At 36.4% G+C, this 18,444-nt stretch carries 18 protein-coding genes; 10 read left to right on the top strand and 8 right to left on the bottom strand.

Annotated elements, in window-relative coordinates; genetic code table 11:
• Positions 1-51: 51 nt before the first annotated feature.
• Positions 52-1,224, top strand: a complete 1,173-nt coding sequence (locus tag QNH17_RS19740) for a D-alanyl-D-alanine carboxypeptidase family protein (protein ID WP_283874550.1) — start codon at positions 52-54, stop codon at positions 1,222-1,224.
• A gap of 146 nt (positions 1,225-1,370) precedes the next feature.
• Here QNH17_RS19740 and QNH17_RS19735 read toward each other — a convergent pair whose 3' ends face one another.
• Complete coding sequence (locus QNH17_RS19735) at positions 1,371-1,613, bottom strand: YkuS family protein (RefSeq protein ID WP_283879554.1); 243 nt, start codon at positions 1,611-1,613, stop codon at positions 1,371-1,373.
• A gap of 102 nt (positions 1,614-1,715) precedes the next feature.
• On the opposite strand from QNH17_RS19735, the gene QNH17_RS19730 reads away from it, so the two are divergent.
• On the top strand, positions 1,716-1,847 hold the full coding sequence (locus tag QNH17_RS19730) for a YuzL family protein (RefSeq protein ID WP_144547146.1): 132 nt from the start codon (positions 1,716-1,718) through the stop codon (positions 1,845-1,847).
• A 45-nt stretch (positions 1,848-1,892) separates the two neighbouring features.
• Here QNH17_RS19730 and QNH17_RS19725 read toward each other — a convergent pair whose 3' ends face one another.
• The gene (locus QNH17_RS19725; RefSeq protein WP_283874549.1) at positions 1,893-3,512 is read right to left on the bottom strand and encodes an ABC-F family ATP-binding cassette domain-containing protein; all 1,620 of its coding nucleotides are present in this window, start codon (positions 3,510-3,512) and stop codon (positions 1,893-1,895) included.
• Between the two features lie 189 nt (positions 3,513-3,701).
• Here QNH17_RS19725 and QNH17_RS19720 point away from each other — a divergent pair, with 189 nt between their 5' ends.
• Positions 3,702-3,836: a hypothetical protein gene (locus QNH17_RS19720; protein ID WP_257148543.1), complete on the top strand. Its 135-nt coding sequence runs from the start codon at positions 3,702-3,704 to the stop codon at positions 3,834-3,836.
• Between the two features lie 74 nt (positions 3,837-3,910).
• On the opposite strand, the gene QNH17_RS19715 is transcribed toward QNH17_RS19720, so the two are convergent.
• Positions 3,911-4,513 (bottom strand): SCO family protein, encoded by a 603-nt coding sequence (locus QNH17_RS19715; RefSeq protein WP_283874546.1) that lies wholly within the window; start codon positions 4,511-4,513, stop codon positions 3,911-3,913.
• A 162-nt stretch (positions 4,514-4,675) separates the two neighbouring features.
• Here QNH17_RS19715 and QNH17_RS19710 point away from each other — a divergent pair, with 162 nt between their 5' ends.
• From QNH17_RS19710 to QNH17_RS19700, 3 genes are all read left to right on the top strand, one after another.
• Positions 4,676-5,068, top strand: coding sequence for a CidA/LrgA family protein (locus QNH17_RS19710; RefSeq protein ID WP_283874545.1), 393 nt, complete (start codon positions 4,676-4,678; stop codon positions 5,066-5,068).
• The gene (locus QNH17_RS19705) at positions 5,052-5,729 is read left to right on the top strand and encodes an LrgB family protein (protein ID WP_283874544.1); all 678 of its coding nucleotides are present in this window, start codon (positions 5,052-5,054) and stop codon (positions 5,727-5,729) included. The genes QNH17_RS19710 and QNH17_RS19705 overlap by 17 nt, the downstream gene beginning before the upstream one ends.
• Before the next feature lie 486 nt (positions 5,730-6,215).
• Positions 6,216-8,153, top strand: a complete 1,938-nt coding sequence (locus tag QNH17_RS19700; RefSeq protein WP_283874543.1) for an endonuclease MutS2 — start codon at positions 6,216-6,218, stop codon at positions 8,151-8,153.
• 46 nt (positions 8,154-8,199) lie between these two features.
• Here QNH17_RS19700 and QNH17_RS19695 read toward each other — a convergent pair whose 3' ends face one another.
• Positions 8,200-8,337, bottom strand: a complete 138-nt coding sequence (locus QNH17_RS19695; RefSeq protein ID WP_283874542.1) for a hypothetical protein — start codon at positions 8,335-8,337, stop codon at positions 8,200-8,202.
• A gap of 46 nt (positions 8,338-8,383) precedes the next feature.
• On the opposite strand from QNH17_RS19695, the gene QNH17_RS19690 reads away from it, so the two are divergent.
• Positions 8,384-8,602 (top strand): cold-inducible protein YdjO-related protein, encoded by a 219-nt coding sequence (locus tag QNH17_RS19690; RefSeq protein ID WP_260871546.1) that lies wholly within the window; start codon positions 8,384-8,386, stop codon positions 8,600-8,602.
• Between the two features lie 55 nt (positions 8,603-8,657).
• Here the strand turns inward: QNH17_RS19690 and QNH17_RS19685 are convergent, their stop codons facing one another.
• Both QNH17_RS19685 and yhfH read right to left on the bottom strand, forming a co-directional pair.
• On the bottom strand, positions 8,658-8,831 hold the full coding sequence (locus QNH17_RS19685; protein ID WP_283874541.1) for a hypothetical protein: 174 nt from the start codon (positions 8,829-8,831) through the stop codon (positions 8,658-8,660).
• 145 nt (positions 8,832-8,976) lie between these two features.
• Positions 8,977-9,111: a protein YhfH gene (gene yhfH / locus QNH17_RS19680; protein WP_081825336.1), complete on the bottom strand. Its 135-nt coding sequence runs from the start codon at positions 9,109-9,111 to the stop codon at positions 8,977-8,979.
• A 295-nt stretch (positions 9,112-9,406) separates the two neighbouring features.
• Here yhfH and QNH17_RS19675 point away from each other — a divergent pair, with 295 nt between their 5' ends.
• Positions 9,407-11,563 (top strand): PAS domain S-box protein, encoded by a 2,157-nt coding sequence (locus QNH17_RS19675; RefSeq protein ID WP_283874538.1) that lies wholly within the window; start codon positions 9,407-9,409, stop codon positions 11,561-11,563.
• Between the two features lie 142 nt (positions 11,564-11,705).
• A complete protein-coding gene (gene fdhF / locus QNH17_RS19670) occupies positions 11,706-13,766 on the top strand; it encodes a formate dehydrogenase subunit alpha (RefSeq protein WP_283874536.1) in 2,061 nt (686 codons plus the stop codon).
• A gap of 168 nt (positions 13,767-13,934) precedes the next feature.
• Here the strand turns inward: fdhF and QNH17_RS19665 are convergent, their stop codons facing one another.
• Positions 13,935-15,236: an MFS transporter gene (locus QNH17_RS19665; protein WP_283874535.1), complete on the bottom strand. Its 1,302-nt coding sequence runs from the start codon at positions 15,234-15,236 to the stop codon at positions 13,935-13,937.
• A 223-nt stretch (positions 15,237-15,459) separates the two neighbouring features.
• Positions 15,460-16,956: a nitrate/nitrite transporter gene (locus tag QNH17_RS19660; protein ID WP_283874533.1), complete on the bottom strand. Its 1,497-nt coding sequence runs from the start codon at positions 16,954-16,956 to the stop codon at positions 15,460-15,462.
• 297 nt (positions 16,957-17,253) lie between these two features.
• On the opposite strand from QNH17_RS19660, the gene QNH17_RS19655 reads away from it, so the two are divergent.
• Complete coding sequence (locus QNH17_RS19655; RefSeq protein WP_283874532.1) at positions 17,254-18,402, top strand: acyl-CoA dehydrogenase family protein; 1,149 nt, start codon at positions 17,254-17,256, stop codon at positions 18,400-18,402.
• Positions 18,403-18,444: the final 42 nt, after the last annotated feature.

The raw sequence follows: 18,444 nt of genomic DNA, 5'->3' as shown, positions 1-18,444 counted from the left end.
ACAATCTGTTAAGATTTAATAGGAAATAATGTAAAAGTTGGGTGTTATTTAATGAAAAAGTTAGTGTCACTTATCTTCGTAATCTTACTCGTTTGTTCGAACCATTTAACTCCTTTAGCAGCTAATAATGGACAACCTAACCTAAAAAGTAAAGGGGCTATTCTTTTAGATTCTGATACAGGTGCCGTTCTGTTTCAAAAAAATGCAGATAAAAAGATGTATCCTGCTAGTCTAACGAAAATAGCCACAGCCATTTATGCGATTGAAAAGGGCAATTTGAATAGCCTGGTTACTGTTAGTGCCAATGCTGTGAGGCAAGATGGAACAAGGGTTTATTTAGACGAAGGGGAAAAAATTACTTTAAAGCAATTGATCGAAGGAATGTTAGTTAATTCTGGAAATGATGCTGCGGTAGCCATTGCAGAACACTTAGATGGAAGTGTCGAACAGTTTGCAATGCATTTGAATACCTATTTAAAAACAACAATAGGTGTAAATCACACCCATTTTATCAATCCCAATGGTTTGTTTGATAAGAACCATTATACCACGGCAAGGGATATGGGGATCATAACTAATTATGCCATCAAGAATCCTGTCTTTGCAGAAATCTTTGGAACGAAAGTACTTAAGTGGAAGGGGAAATCATGGAAAACGAACATCGTAACCCACCACCGCATGCTAAAAGGGGAGTTTGCCTACCCAGGAGTAACCGGAGGGAAAACAGGATATACAGTTAAAGCAAAACAAACCCTGGCTACCACTGCAGCCAATCCGAAAATAAGGCTGACTGCTGTGGTTCTAAACTCTGATCTACCAAAAGATAAATATGATGATACGGCAAGTTTGTTTGATTATGGATTTAAAAACTTTCAACATGCAACACTTTTGCAAAGTGATATTTATAAATTAGGCAATAAAGAATACTTCCCTGAAAAGAATACCTTAATTACAGAATCCACCAAAGGGAGTATGAGGGTATTAAATAATCAGGGAGTACTTGCGATTAAAAGTAATAATAATGGACAAGTAGTTCAGTTCGTTCCACTTAAATACAAAGAGCCAGCTCCTGTGAAGCTCCAAGTAAAAAATGTAACAACCTCTAAAAATAAACAACAACAAGAAAAGCAGTTATTCAATATTAATCTCATATATGGTGTTATAATTATTGCATTAGCAGGGATTATTATTGGTTTAAGAAATAAACTCACTAGGAAGTTTTAGAAAAATGAAAAAGCCATGATAAGTTAGACCTTATCATGGCTTATTTTTGTTTAATATTTGTAACAAATAATATTATAGGAAATAGACAAAAAGATGAAAACAAAAAAGACTAAAGTGTATCCTTTAGTCTTTGAGAGTTGGATTAATTATTGTAGTCTGCTTTCTACTTGTTGACATACTTCGTCAGCGGATAGACCGTTTGCGTCAATAACTGAACCCTTTGTACTGGTATCCTGCATACCCATTACGTTGGAATCTAGTCCTGTAACAACACAACAGTCACAATTCTGGGCGTCCGACTCCTGCTTTAATTCAACTACATCATGTCCCTTTTCACGTAGGGCTTGTTGAACTTGTGTAAGAGATTGTTCTACACCAATTTTTGCCATACAAAACACCTCCTCTTCTAGATTATCTTGCCTCATTTTATCTGAATTATTCGGAATAACTAGCATTAATCCTCCAAAAACTAATAGGGGAGGTGTACAAACATGGGAAAACGTAAAAAGGATCCATCAACAATAGGCTTGGCTTCCCCGCAAGTGGAAGGACAAGGAACAACAACAACTGAGACAGGTTCTAGAACAGAACCTTCATCAAGAAGAAAACAGAAGAGAAGTTAATGAAAAAGGGTCACCTCAATCGAGGTGCCCCTTTTGTCCAATTAACTATTTATACATTTCAGCCAATTGTTTCTGTATTTCATCATTTTCTAGATATTCATCATAACTCATTTCTTTATCCATTAAGCCATTTGGAGTTAATTCAAAAATTCGATTGGCAATGGTTTGAATAAACTGATGGTCATGGGAAGCAAAAAGCAATGAACCCTTAAAATTAATTAATCCGTTATTCAAAGCAGTGATCGATTCTAAGTCTAAATGGTTTGTTGGTTCATCTAATAAAAGGACATTTGCACCGTTTAACATCATTTTAGAGAGCATACAGCGAACCTTTTCTCCTCCGGAAAGGACACTTGCCTTTTTAAGGACCTCTTCACCAGAGAAAAGCATTCTGCCCAAAAATCCACGTAAAAAGCTTTCGCTGTCATCTTTAGGTGAGAATTGACGAAGCCAATCAACTAGATTTAAGTCGCTGTTTTCAAAATACTCGGAGTTATCCTTAGGGAAATAAGCTTGTGAAGTGGTGATACCCCATTTATAGGTACCACTGTCTGCTTCCATTTCACCCATTAGAATTTTAAAAAGTGTTGTTTTTGCTAGTTCATTTGTTCCAACAAGAGCAATTTTATCGCCTTTATTCACAAAAAAGCTGATATTATCAAGGACCTTAACACCATCAATGGTTTTTGTTAAGCCTTCGACACGTAACAAATCATTTCCGATTTCACGGTCTGGTGTAAACCCAACAAATGGATAACGACGAGAAGAAGGTCTAATATCATCAAGAGTAATTTTATCAAGTAACTTCTTCCGAGAAGTAGCCTGCTTTGATTTCGAAGCATTTGCACTAAAACGAGCAATAAAGGCTTGTAATTCCTTAATCTTTTCTTCTTTCTTTTTGTTAGCATCAGAAGTCAATTTAGATGCTAATTGGCTTGATTCATACCAAAAATCGTAGTTTCCGACATAGATTTGAATTTTACCAAAGTCAAGGTCAGCGATATGTGTACAAACTTTATTTAAAAAATGACGATCATGGGAAACAACAATTACTGTATTTTCAAAGTTAATTAAGAATTCTTCAAGCCATTGGATGGCTTTGATGTCTAAGTGGTTAGTTGGCTCATCCAGTAGTAACACGTCTGGTCTGCCGAATAATGCCTGTGCAAGCAACACTTTCACTTTTTCAGAGCCTGTCAATTCCGCCATTGTTTTATAATGAAGATCTTCACCAATCCCTAGACCTTTTAAAAGAATTGCCGCTTCTGGTTCTGCTTCCCAGCCGTTTAATTCAGCAAATTCGCCTTCTAATTCAGCTGCCTTCATACCATCTTCATCTGTGAAGTTTTCCTTCATATAGATTGCGTCTTTTTCCTGCATGACTTCATACAAGCGGGTATGACCCATAATAACTGTCTTTAATACTTCATACTCTTCATATTCAAAATGGTTTTGTTTTAACACAGCCATCCGTTCATTAGGTCCGAGTTGAACAGTTCCAGATTGTGCTTCAATTTCACCAGATAAAATTTTTAAAAAGGTTGATTTTCCCGCGCCATTAGCACCTATTAGTCCGTAGCAGTTACCAGGTGTAAATTTAATGTTTACATCTTCAAATAATTTTCGGTCTCCATATCTTAAACCTACGTTACTTACAGTAATCATATTTAAAACATCCTCCAAAACAAAATATCTACTGATTATACCATTAAAACAGAAGAAGAGCGAATTCTTTTAGTCAATAAAAAGTGTATAAGAAAAATTTTCTAAAAAAATTTCTTTGATTTCACACTTTATTCATATTTTTGTTGTAGAATTGGGGTAAAGAAGCAAGTAAAAGAAGGTGTGAGATGGATGACAAAAAATCAACTAACCGAACTTGTTAACAAGTTAAAAAAGGCTGGTATTAAAGCGAGCTTAACCAAACCAAAATCCAATTACCTCTTGTCACTGCAGAAAATAAAAAATTACCCTTCTTCTGTGAACTAAATAACAAGCATTTGAAAGGGACAAAATCTAGAAAATAAAAAGCGATTAATCCAAACGGACTAATCGCTTTTTTGTTACTCTAATTCATCCATTACTTGATCGTATACTTCTTGTTTGTCAAAGTCTTCTCCCATTGGAAACTTGTCAATAAATTTATTGTTTTCATCTATCAAAAAGGTAAAAGTGGAATGTATGAATTGTCCGTTGCCAGGATCTTTAAACTGAAACTGCATTGCATCGGTCACTTTTTTAATCTCTGCCCGGTCTCTTTTAATGTTTTGTTTATCTCCTGTTAGGAATAACCAATCCTTATTATTTTGAATCTCAAATCCTTGCATATAGTCTGATAATATCTCTGGGGTGTCACGATAGGGATCGATGGTAATTGTCAAAAACTCAATATCCTTCCCAAAAACGCCAACCTTCTCAAAATCCTTTTTCAAGTCAATCATCTTTTGTGTTGTGGTTGGACAAATATCAGGGCAATGGGTATAGATAAACTCAACCAGTTTTAATTTAGTTTTATCCTTACCAAAGTTATAGGAATCACCATTTTGGTCTATCAACGTTACCTCTGCAGGTATTTTAGCATTTGAATCACGAATGAGAAAAAAAGAAATTCCTGCTGCTATACCGATAAACACAGCAAGACTGCAAATTAAATAGATCTTTTTCATATGTATCCCTCCTACATTTAAGATAAAGAAGTTAGTTGAAAAAAGATATGGATAATTTGTGAACAAAATTTCGTGCATTTAAAATGCTGTTCTTTTATATTTTAATATTATCGATTATATTTTTTGAATATTTAAATATTTCCTAGAAAAGGGGGGAGTATAGTGAAAAAAGTGTTAATTTTTTCTTTTCAACTTGCCACTTTAATTGTAATTTATCAAATGGGCAGTCTACTGGTACGTTTTTTTCATTTACAAGTTCCTGGAAATGTTATCGGTATTCTTATCCTATTAATCCTACTCTGGACCCGTGTAATCAAAGTAGAACAAATAGACTTGGCAGCAACATGGCTATTAAAGCATTTAAGCTTTTTTTTCATACCAATCGCAGTTGGCTTAATGACATTGGGACCTATGTTTCTAAATAAGGGCATCCTCATTTTAATTGTCTTGATTATTAGTGCCTTTATTGGACTCATATCTGCGGGTAAAGCAACACAATCTATAATAATGAAAAAAGAAAAGGTAAAAGTGAATTATCATGATCACAGTGTATAGCATTTTTCTAACGATAACTGTCTATATATTTTCACGGAAATTTGGGCAAAGATATTCATCGCCTCTTACCAGCCCTGTATTTTTAAGCACATTAATTATTATTGTTCTGTTAGTAGGTTCACATATTTCATATCATGAATATTCGCCTGCTAAAAAGTTTCTGACTTATCTGCTCGGACCTGCAACGGTTGCATTAGCTGTCCCGATTTATAAGAATCGGACCTTGTTAGCTCAATATTTGGCTGCAGCATGTGTAGGGTTATTAATAGGGACGATTACAACGATTTTATCGGCCCTCATTATTGCTAAATGTTTCTTTTTTTCAAAAATGTTACTACTGCCATTAACGTTTAAATCAGTAACTGTTCCGGTAGCAACGGAAGTTGGCAAAATAATAAAGGGTAATGTTTCTCTCATCGCTGCATTTGTGATAATTACAGGAATGATTGGCGCAATGTTTGGGCCAAGGCTCATGAATCTGTTTAAAATTGATCACCCGTTTGCCCGTGGCTTATCAATCGGAACAATCGCTCATGGCATTGGTACGGCTGAAGCTATCAGAGAAGGGGAGATCCAGGGAGCCGTTGCCGGCGCCGCCATGGGTATCGCAGCATTGTTAATATCGTTTGTCATTCCTTATATCATTCCAATCTTACTATAGTGTAACAATGGATTTTTATTTGCATATTCTATAAAATGAAGAAATTGACAAGTGTTCCCATTTATCATATTCTTAATAAGAATTAAACTTTTCTAAAAACTTAGGTGTTTAAAGGAGTATGTTTTATGTTAGGTGTCGTTCTTAACTAATCCAATCAATTGGATATGTTCATTCCTAAAACCTTTTTCAATTTTTCTTGAATGAAGGCTTATTTAGATATGCTTAGGAATGGAGTTAAGAACAATGGGCATCATTAGCATACATCTTTACCAATGTAGCTGTGTACATCCGTGTAGACAGTTTTTATTTTGGGTAAATATTTTGTATGTAGGATGAGTGAATGAGTTTATTTCATGTAGCCGCAATGACATTGTTCATTGCGGCTATTTTTATTTCTGTTTAACTAGGCTGTTGATTTCCGCTCCAATCAACAATAGTGCCAATTCAACAATCATTAACATAGTCAATTATTTAGGAGGTTAAAAAGTGAATTCACATACTTTTAATACGTTGGAGTTTCAGCAAATCAAAGAGACCATTGCGAATTTTGCCTTAACGAAAGAAGGAAAAGAAAAAATCGAGTGCCTGACACCATCGACCAATTTGAAGCAAATTGAAGCATGGCTTGAAGAAGTGTCTGAGGCTGTCGAGATTTTAAAAAAGAGTGCTAGTGTTCCTGTTCACGGTTTGGATGGGATGGATGCATTGTTAAATAATATGAATAAGGGAGTTGCACTTAGGGCTGACCAGTTGGCTAAGCTTTATGATTTCTTGGACTGCTGTGGAAAGATGCGCAGATATATGAAGGATAAAGTATATTATGCCCCAAGAGTATCTTCCTACGTTGATGGAATTGATGAATTACCGGATCTTGCAAGTGAGATTATCCGCTGTATCCGAAATGGCCGAGTTGATGATTATGCTAGTAAAGAGTTATTAAAATTGAGGAAACAAATAGCGATTCAAGAGGAAAGGCTAAAAGAAAAAACACTTCAGTTGATTCGATCCAATAAATATAAAAATTATTTACAGGAGAATGTAGTCAGTCAGCGAAATGGCCGCTATGTGATCCCTATTAAAAAAGAATATCGGAACAAAATAAAGGGAGTGGTCTTAGATACTTCTGCTTCTGGTTCAACTCTTTTTATGGAACCTGAAGAGATTGCGATGTTTCAAGATCAATTAAATTGGTTATTCGGAGATGAAGAGGTCGAAGTTCAAAGGGTTTTAAATTATTTAACGGGATTGGTTGAAGAAAAGGAGCAGCAAATTCGTATTGCGATTGAAACAATGGTTCATTATGATTTTTTATTTGCAAAAGCAAAGTATGCACGGTCGATCAATGGCTCAAAGGTAAGTATAAACAAATCGGGTGAGTTAAATTTAATTTCTGCAAAACACCCGCTTTTAGGGGAAAAAGCTGTCCCTCTTTCCTTTACTTTAAGTAATGAACAGCATGCATTAGTCATTACCGGACCAAATACAGGCGGGAAAACTGTAACGATTAAAACAGTGGGTCTCTTAACCTTAATGGTCCAATGCGGGCTTCATATTCCGGCTGCACCAGAAAGTAGTATGAATATATTTGAGCGCATTCTAGTTGATATTGGGGATGGGCAAAGTATTACTGAAAATTTAAGTACATTTAGCTCACGGATAGTTAATATTATTGAAATTTTAAAAGAAACCCAGCACTGCACCTTGGTTTTATTAGATGAATTAGGTTCGGGCACCGACCCTGGTGAAGGAATGGGGCTCGCTACAGCTATTTTAGAAACTTTGTATGAAAAGGGGGCAACTATCCTGGCAACAACCCATTACAGTGAAATTAAAGTTTTTGCTGAAACACATCCAGGATTTATTAATGGATCGATGGAGTTTGATTTAACCAGCTTAAGTCCAACCTATCGCTTACACATTGGAAGAGGAGGAGAGAGTCAGGCCTTTGCAATTGCGTTAAAGCTGGGAATACATCCGCGAATTCTTGAAAGGGCTCATATCATCACCTATAAAGAAGAAAAGCAATATACAACAGATGTAACAGATGTCTGGAAGCTAAAGGAATTGGAAAAACAGGTGATTATTAATAAATATAAGGAGATGACCAAAAGAACAAAAATAGAGGTAAAAATCCCTCTCTTCCAACAGGGAGACAATGTGAAAATTTCACCTGCTAATGAGTTTGGGATTATCTTTACAGGTCCGGACCCTCTAGGAAAATATGTCGTACAAATAAAGGGGGAAAAGCAAACAATCAACCACAAGAGAATCACTTTATATATCGCAGCAAAAGAACTATACCCTGATGATTACGATTTCGACATAATTTTTCAATCCAAAGAAAACCGTAAAAAAGATAAACTGCTCTCAAAAGGACATCAGGAAAATATAACAATTGAACATAAAGAAGAAGGAAATCATTAACAAAAATCAAACCCTCAAGCCCAATGGCTTGAGGGTTAGTCTTTTTCTATTCCTTTTTAATAGCAAGATATCTTTCAGCAAGTAATTTTTTTACTTCATTATAGCTCAAGCCAGATTGGCTATTTAACCGTTTTACTTCATTAATATCCGTTCCCACTTTTGTATATCTTTTTTGATTGAGCATCTTTTTAACAACTCCTAAAGAATTCTGGAAATGAAAACCCACTTTTTTGTGCATACTAATAAAAAAGGAGGCGGTTCCCATTTTTTACGGTAAAAGAGCTAAAGAAGAAGAAATTGAAACGGTCCTGGTTAATACTGAAATCTATTCATGCATTGCCGAAGCCTGTATTGGATGGATGAGAAAGGACTTCGTTGCAGATGACTTACTATGCCCAATGTGTGGTAATGAAATGCTTCAAGAAATGAGAGAACTTCCGCAAATTTAGAAAACACTATTCACTAAAGACTGTCATGGATCATTGACAGTCTTTTTTTCTCCTTCTATAGATTTTCATTTTGCTGTTGGATTTCATCACCGCTAATTAAGGTATTTGCTTCCTCCAGATTTCTAAGTTCATCTACAGAATCCCCTGAAACTGTTTTCGTATTATTAATAACAGTCTCTTTTATATTGTTTCTTGTTCGATAACTACGGGTATCAACCTTTTTAACCATGCATATCATCTCCTTATATAAAGGATTTGCGTCAAGAAAAAGGATTATGCCTTCCTAAATCTCTCCTAAAAGGAAAAAATTTAATAATCTTCACACGACATTTAAAATAACAAAAAAACTCTCCAAAGCGGAGAGTTTTTTCAAGCTATTCTTCTTTTTTTGCTAAACATTTTTCACATTCCATAAAATAGCTTTCTGCTTGTTCCTCCATGTGCTGACCACATTCTGAACATTGCTTCTTTGGTAAAGTACGGAAAAACTCAACTGGACTAATTAACATAATAAAACTCCTCCTTTATTAATACAGTTTATTTATATCGTTCTTGTTATAGTACAGTATAGACGAAATAAATTAAAATGTGTAGACTTTTTTTAAAAAATTTAGCCTTTTTTTTAAAATATAAGTCTTTTATCATATAAGTGTTCATTAGATCTTTATATTCATTCATGGATTGGTGTTGTGTAGGTTAAAATAATAGGAAATCGACGTCTCTAAGAATTTTATACTTCCATAACATTTCTCTTTCCATTACAATCATAGTAGAAAAGCAATAGATATGGGGGGATGCTGGTAAATGAATGCAATGATAGGTACTTTTCAACCTTTTTTCATCGTAATTGCCATTGGTTTAACCATCATGGCATCATATACAGCATTAGATATGTTTACTTTAATAAAGTCTACAGAAAAAAATAAGCCGCATCTGTTTCTAGGTGGCACATTTTCAATTGGCATCGGCATTTGGATCATGAATTTTATTGGACTCATTTCCGTAGATACAAACAGGTTTGCCAGCTATCATATTCCACTTACGATTCTTTCAATAATTATCGGAATAGCATTTACAGGAATGGCCTTCCTGTCTTTATTAGCAAAACGAATGACGTTTTATCATTTAATCTTAGGTAGTTTATTTCTAACTTTGGCCGTTTTTGCAATCCATCTAATTGGTTTATATGCTATGAATGTTGTTATTAAATATCATGTAATATTGCTTATTTTTTCAGGGTTATTAATCTTTGCTTCCTTTTTGTTCTCTTTATGGATTATTTTTTCATCGAAAAGTTTTACTCGAAATAACCAGGTTTGGTTAAAACCAATTAGTGCGATCATTATGTCGTTTGCCATTATTGAAGGACATTTTCTATTGAGGCGGGCTTTAGTCACGTCTTTTAGTGAAAGGCTGAATGGATCAAGCGCGGATAGTCCCTTTTTTATTTATTTGGTATTATTCTTATCTATTCTAATTATTGGGGGACTAATTGCATCAAGTACATTAATTAGTAAACAATTAGTAACATCTGATTCAAACCTGAAGGACATTAAAGCAGCACTTGATGCCTCTACCATTGTTGCTATAACAGACCCTAAAGGAAATATCATTTTTGTTAATGATAAATTCGAGGAGATTTCCAAGTATACAAAGGAAGAAATTATCGGTCAGAATCATCGGATTTTAAATTCTGGGTACCATTCTAAAGAATTTTTCAAGGATTTATGGTTCACGATTCAATCAGGAAAGATTTGGCGGGGAGAAATTCGCAATAAAGCGAAGGATGGGTCATTTTATTGGGTTGATACCACGATTGTGCCATTTTTAAATAAAAAAGGAAAGCCTGTCCAATATATTGCGATTCGCTCAGATATTTCGGACAGAAAAAAGGCTGAAGGTCATCTAAAAGAAACCATTAAAGAGAATATTGATATTAAATTTGCACTTGATCAATCCTCGATTGTTGCATTTACGGATGCAAAAGGAGTTATCACCAGTGTAAATGAAAAATTCTGTGAAATTTCAAAATATAATCGGGAAGAATTACTTGGCAGAGATCACAATATTTTAAATTCAGGTTTCCATTCAAAAGAATTTTTCAAGGATCTTTGGAAGACAATTGGTTCTGGAAATGTGTGGAAGGGTGAAATAAGAAATAAAGCAAAGGATGGCACCTATTATTGGGTGGATACCACGATTGTTCCCTTTTTAAATGATCAGGGCAAGCCATACCAATATCTTGCCATCCGTAATGACATAACCGAACGGAAGAAAACAGAGGAAGTCCTGCATCGGCAGGATAAATTGGCCGCAGTTGGTCAATTAGCTGCGGGTGTTGCCCACGAAATCCGTAATCCACTCACTTCAATGAAAGGATACGCGGAATTTTTACAGCTAGATGAAAAGGACCCGGAGCGGATCGAGTTTTTGAGCATTATCCTCGATGAAATTGAACGAGTTAATACTATTGTTGAGGACTTTATGGTATTAGCAAAACCAAAGGCAGTTGAATTAGAAGAAAAGAATGTTGTTCCACTGATAAAAAATGTTGTCTCCTTGCTTGAATTTGAAGCAAGGAAGAAAAATGTACGTTTAACTTTTGATTGCAATCAGGAGATTATTCAAATTGAATGTGATGAGAACCGTTTAAAACAGGTATTTTTAAATTTCATCAAAAATGGAATTGAAGCTATGCCAAACGGCGGAGAACTACATGTTAAAACAATCATTCACGATAATAATGTTCAAATTTCTATTCAAGATACAGGTGTGGGCATTTCTAAGGAGAAATTAAAGAAACTTGGCGAGCCCTTTTACACAACTAAGAAGAACGGGAACGGCTTAGGATTGATGGTAAGCTTCAAAATCATTGAAAGTCATAATGGGAAGGTCTTTGTAGAAAGCGAACCAAATAAAGGTACCACCTTTAATATCTTATTGCCTGCCAAAACTGCTTAAAAACGGGAGAACGATTCTCTCGTTTTTTTATTACTCCATTTTTCAATAAATAGACACATATATTGTGAAAAAAGAATCTACAATTAAAATAAATAGATTATTATTATTATATAGTTACAAATGTTTTTATAGAGGAGTGAACATGTTGGGAGAATCTAATTTAGTCAAAACGATCTGCGGATATTGTGGAACGGGATGTGGCCTAGTCCTTGAAGTTCAAGATAACCGAATCATGAAAATCCGTGGTGACAAGGAAGCACCTGTCAACAAAGGACAAACATGTGTAAAAGGTGCATTTGCCTATGAATATGTACATGCTAAGAATAGATTAACATCCCCATTAATTCGTAAAGCAGGTAAGTTGGTTGAAACGACGTGGGATGAAGCCTATCAATACATTGCCACTAAATTATCAAGCATCAAATCATCATGGGGACCAAATGCAATATCTATGTTTGCTTGTGCACGGAGTACAAATGAATCCAATTATATAACACAAAAATTCATGAGAACGGTCATTCACAGTAATAATATTGATGGCTGCAATCGAACCTGACACGCTCCTAGTGTTGCCGGTCTGGCAACTGTTTTTGGAAGCGGTTTCCCAACAAACACTCTGGAAGATTTTGAGCGGGCAGAAGTGCTGCTTTTGATGGGCTCGAATACGACAGAGGCACACCCAATTATCGCTAATCGCATCAAAAAGGCGGCAAAAGCCGGCCTAAAAATAATCGTTATTGATCCAAGAAAAATTGATATGGTGAAAGTTGCTCATCGTCATCTTCAATTAAATGTCGGTTCAGATATTGCACTGATCAATGCTTTCATTCGGATTATCTTGAAAGAAGGGTTATATAACCCTGAGTTTATTAAACAATTTACGGTCGACTTTGAGAAACTTGAAAAACAAGTTGAATCATATACTCCTGAATTTGCTGCAAACATTACTGGTTTGCAAGCAGAAGATATTGTCGCTACAGCTAGGGAGTATGCTTCAGCAAGCTGTTCAATGATTGCGTATACACTTGGTATTACAGAGCATCACTGTGGCGTTAATAATGTATTTGATATCGCCAACCTTGCTTTATTGACTGGAAATATTGGAAAACCAGGAACTGGAATTATGCCATTAAGGGGCCAGAACAATGTCCAAGGTGCCGGGGATATGGGATGCCTGCCCAACCAATTAGCTGGAGCAATGAGTTTAGCAAATGACGAATTCCGTGCCCGTTATGAAAAAGAATGGAAAGTCGAATTAAACCCGCAAGCAGGCGATACACAAACTCGTACATTTGACCGCTTAGAAATGGGTGAATTAAAGGCTCTTTATATTATTGGTGAAAATCCTCTGCTTGCCGATGTTCATATGAACCATACGAAAAAATTGCTTGAGAAACTGGATTTGTTAGTTGTTCAAGACATTTTTATGACAGAAACAGCCAGAATGGCAGATGTTGTTTTACCAGCGCGATCATGGGGAGAGGTAGATGGTACTTATACCAACACAGATCGAAGAATTCAAAGGGTCCGCAAAGCAATTGAGGCACATCCAAATGTGAAAGAGGATTGGGAAATCCTTTGTGAATTATCGACTTTAATGGGTTATCCTATGACCTATAATAATAGTGAACAAATTTGGGATGAAGTGAGGAAACTTGCTTGGGAGATGTATGGCGGCATATCTTACGGGCGGCTCGAGAAAGAGTATAGCATCCACTACCCATGTCCAGACGAAAATCATCCAGGTACTTTTATTATGCATGAGAGGTTCCATCAGCAAGAAGTACCAACGAAAAAATCACCATTTGTTCCGGTAGATTACACAGCTCCGTTAGAGTTACCAGATCATGATTATCCATTTACCCTAACGACAGGCCGTCGCTATGAATCCTATAATACCCATTCTCAGACTCGTCATTATGCCTCGGGTGTAAAGGTGAAACAAACGGAAGAGACCCTAGATATCTCTCCCGCTGATGCAGCAGCTCTAGGAATTATTGATGGAGAAGTGGTCTGGGTTCGTTCACGAAGAGGGGAGCTTGAGGTGAAGGCAAAGGTTACAGACCAAGTGGTACCAGGTTTAGTCTTTATGAGTTTTCACTGGAGTGAAACACCAACAAATGTTTTAACATTAAATGAATACGACCCTATTTCAGGAACCGCCGAATACAAGGCATGCGCAGTGGCAATCAAAAAGGTATAAACGACTAATATTCATCTTTTAGAACGCAGTTTCGTAACTGCGTTCTTTTTATAAAAAAAGGATCTGTTAAAGATTAGTGTTGATTTTATAGCCAAGTTGATTGAAGTGCCTGGAACGGAGATCAACAGCCTAGTTTAATAGTGCTTAAAATAAAAAAACAAGCCGGGATTACCCGACCTGCTGTGTAAGAGCTTTAGCTGCAGTTGCTTTTCTTTGATAATAATACCAGTTAAGCGCAAAGGATATAACATAAAAACCGATAAAGAAGTAAAAAGCAGTAACTGGTGTGCCAGTAGCTTTAACAGACCATCCGAACAACTTTGGAATAAAGAATGAACCATAAGCTGCAAATGCTGCCGAGAATCCGATGACAGGTGCGGCTTCCTTAGGAATAAAAAGGTTTGGAATCATTTGGAATGTTGAGCCTGAACCAATACCAGATGCTACGAAAAGAACTAAGAAAGAAATTAGGAACCCAGCAAATTGTTTTCCATTTAGGAAGTAAATAACCCCCGCTGCACCAATTCCCATAATAACTAAAACATATGCAGTGACTTTAGCACCGCCAAGTTTGTCAGCCAACCAACCACCTACAGGTCTAGCTGCCGCTGCCACTAAGGCTCCAAGGAAGGCAAGTGAAATATGCTCAGGAAATTGTGATCTTAAAAGGAGCGGGAAGGCCGCTGAATAACCAATGAATGAACCAAATGTTGCTACATAAAGAGCTGTCATAATCCAAGTGTGTTTACGTTTTACGATTACAAATTGATCCGCAACGGATTGTTTTGCTCCAGGAACATTATCCATTTTAAACATCGCTAGGATTGTTAAGATTATAATTGGGATAACCCAGATAAATGCTGCATTTTGTAGCCAAACTTTCTGACCATTTGCTAACACTTGATTGCCGCCAACAAGTGCAAAAGTTCCTGAAGTAACAATTAATGGTGTAACGAATTGAACAACAGATACCCCCATGTTACCTAAACCGCCATTAATACCAAGAGCTGTTCCTTTTTCTTTTTTTGGAAAGAAAAAGCTGATATTCGCTGATGAGGATGAGAAATTACCGCCGCCTAGACCACAAAGAGCTGCTAGAGTTAGCATAATTGAAAATGGTGTCTCCGGATTCTGAACGGCAAATCCAATTCCAATCGCAGGAATCGCTAAGACTGCTGTGGAAATGACGGTCCAGTTCTTACCACCAATCGAGCCAACTGCAAATGTATAAACAAAACGTAGTGTAGCACCAACCAAGCCTGGAATGGCTGCAAGTGTAAAGAGTTGTTCTTCAGTAAAATGGAAGCCGATGTCGTTAAGTCGAACAGCAACTACAGACCAAATTTGCCAGACAATAAATGCGATCATCAATGATGGTACGGAAATCCATAAATTTCGTCGTGCATGTTTTTTTCCTTCTGCTTTCCAGAATTTTTCATCTTCTGGGTTCCAGTAATTAATTCGGGCCATTATTTATTCCCCCTAAAGTGTTTTAAATTTTATTTTCAAAAGTATTTGGTGTTTGTGTTATTACTATAAATCAGATGGTAACATGAATTTTGTGACGTACGTCACAAAAATGGTGAACGAACTGTGAACTCAAGTCAGATGACAAAAAGTTGTAATAATTTGATCCATAAGCATAACGAAAGGAGACCTTCCAAGTGGAAAGGTCTCCTTTCGTTATGCTTATTTAAGATTTTTCGTTATCCTCATAAAACATGCCTACATAGTTTTTTGTTTCTCCACCGTCATCTTTAATGGCGGTAATGGAAAGCCATTCTCTGTAAACCTCATTATTTTTGCGTTTATTCCAAATGTAGCCTTCCCAAACTCCGTTGGTCTTAAGGCTCTCCCACATTTGTTTGTAAAATTGGTTCCCATGTTCTCCAGATTGAAGTACACTTGGGGTTTTACCTATAACTTCTGCTTGAGAATATCCGGTAATTTTCGTAAATGCAGGATTTACACTTTGAATGATTCCATGGACATCGGTTACACAAATGCCATCTAAGGCATGGTTTACGATCTTAGCAGAAATATCTAACTTACCTTGGTAATACAGCCAAACTACAATAACTAGGCTAGCTAAAGAAAACTCAGAGAGGGACATAAACCCAATTGCATAATGTCCAGTCCAATTAAAGAGAATGGTAAGAATAACTGGAGGGAAAAAACCACCAAGCCCCCCAATGGCTGAAACAATACCATTCACAATACCAGCTTGCTTTGAAAAATATAATGGGACTAGTTTAAAAATCGCACCATTACCAATCCCCGCAAAGAAAGCAACTAATAAGCAGCCGAAGGAATAAATTGGAAGAGATGGAGTAAACGACAATAGAAATCCTGCAAACGTTAGGCTAAAGAAAACAGCCATTAAAATAAGAAAAGGATTAATTTTATCGCCCATCCATCCCCCGATTGGTCTAAAAATTGTGGCCAAGGCAATAAAACCAGCGGTCCGGAGTCCTGCATCCACTTTATCCAATTCAAAGTGATTGACTAAGAACGATGGTAAATAAATGGTGAAGGCCACGAAGGAACCAAACGTGATAAAATAAAATAAACTTAGAAACCATAGTTTTGGATTTTTATATACCTCCTTGATTTGGTCAAGTAAGGAAATGCTAACTTTTTGTTCCTTTCTGTCCCCTAATATAAAATTTAAAATTGCAAAGAGAAGTACAACTAACAAGAAGATTTTTATCGTATTTCTCCAACCATATGCGGTAGCAAGAACAGGTGCTGAAAAAGAAGTAATGGCCGTTCCGATGTTACCTGCACCGTATATGCCATTAATAAATCCATGCTTTGATTTTTCATAATATTTTGGAAGGGACGTTACACCAACCGAAAAAATAGCACCGCCAATCCCAAGTAATAATCCGCCTATGATAAGCGTAAGCAAGGAATCAGCATAGCTTAACAATGCAATAGGAATAAGTAGTATAATGAAACTAATTGAAAATAAAAGACGAGCACCATAGCGATTCGTCCAATAGCCAATCGGAACACGAAGCAGGGAGCCAAGGATCACAGGGACGGCTGTGGCCCATGCAATTTGTGAAGCAGTAAGTTGAATATCTGCTTTTATAAAAGGCATTAGTGATGATATAAGTACCCAAACCATAAAACCAGCAACAAGGCTTCCAGTTTGTATAAAAAGTTGTTTTGATCCTTGTTTCATAAAAATCCCCCTTTAATTCCCAAGCCAATTTATTATTTCCTCAATCTTACGTTATATATTTAGAAATCTGTTCATTAGCATTCTTCTTGTATTATAGAGTAATAAGTAATTGACTTTCAGTGAGGTATGACACACTTTTGACACAAACAAATTAATTTTTTAGGAGGAAGGAAGAAAACAATGCTGCGTAAAAATTGGGTTTTGGACTAATTATTCCTTCTGGTACCCTAAGGGAAAAATTACAATTGGGTAGTATTCTGGTTTAATTTTTTACGATTTGGATTGGAGAGATATATAATGAATTTTCTAGAACAACAGACTGTGAATGAACGAATCGAACTTATGAGTAATCTGTCGAAAAAATTCCTATTAAGAGCACATCAAATAGACATTGAAGGCAGTTTTCCTTATGAGAATATAAGTGACCTTAAAAATACTGGATACACTACATTAACTGTACCTTCTAGGTATGGGGGTAAGGAGATAGAGCTTTATGAATTAATTCGTCTCCAAGAAACAATAGCGGAGGGTGATGGGGCAACGGCACTTTCGATTGGGTGGCATATGGGTATTATAATGAATCTTAATGAGAAAAGAACATGGAAGGAGCCTGTTTTTAAGTATCTTTGTGAACAAATAATAAATGGTTCATTAATAAACAGCGCTCAAAGTGAGCCGAAAACTGGTAGTCCTACTCGGGGAGGAAGACCGGAGACCACGGCAGAAAAATGTCAAAATGGCTGGGTAATAACAGGAAGAAAAACATTTACGACCATGTCACCCGTCCTTGATTTTTTTATCGTTAGTGCAACAATAAATGAAACCGCTGAGGTGGCAAATTTTCTAATCCCACGGAACACTAAAGGACTTGTTATCGAGGAAACTTGGGACAGTATTGCATTAAGAGGCACCGGCAGCCATGACTTAATACTGGATCATTGTTTTGTCCCTAACGACCATCTTGTCGAAGAGATTAGTTCCGCTGGGAAAAAAGCAAATGGATGGCTCTTACATATACCTGCTTGTTATCTTGGCATAGCAAAAGCCGCCCAAAGATATGCCATTCAGTTTGCAAAGGAGTATTCTCCTAATAGTATCGTAGGACCGATCATCGATTTACCAAATGTACAACAAAAACTGGGTGAAATTGAACTAAAGATAATGCAGTCAGAGTACTTTTTATATGGGGCTGCCAAACAGTGGGATGTATCAAATGATGAGGATAGAGAAAAAATGGGGGCACACTTAGGGGCAGCCAAATTAACCGTGACCAATTTGGCTATTGCTATTGTTGACTTAGCGATGCGAATCGTTGGGGCAAAAAGTTTGTCATTAGGCAATCCATTACAAAGATATTATCGGGACGTACGCGCCGGACTTCATAATCCTCCAATGGATGACATGACTTTGCAATTATTAGCTAAGTATAGTATTAACAACAACTAACCAAAAGTTGGATAACTTAAATTCAAACTTTTTGGATACCTT

This window comes from Neobacillus sp. SuZ13, assembly GCF_030123365.1.
Taxonomy (GTDB): domain Bacteria; phylum Bacillota; class Bacilli; order Bacillales; family Cytobacillaceae; genus Neobacillus.
The sequence above is the reverse complement of the archived record's forward strand: the minus strand, read 5'-3'. Positions and strand labels throughout refer to the sequence as shown.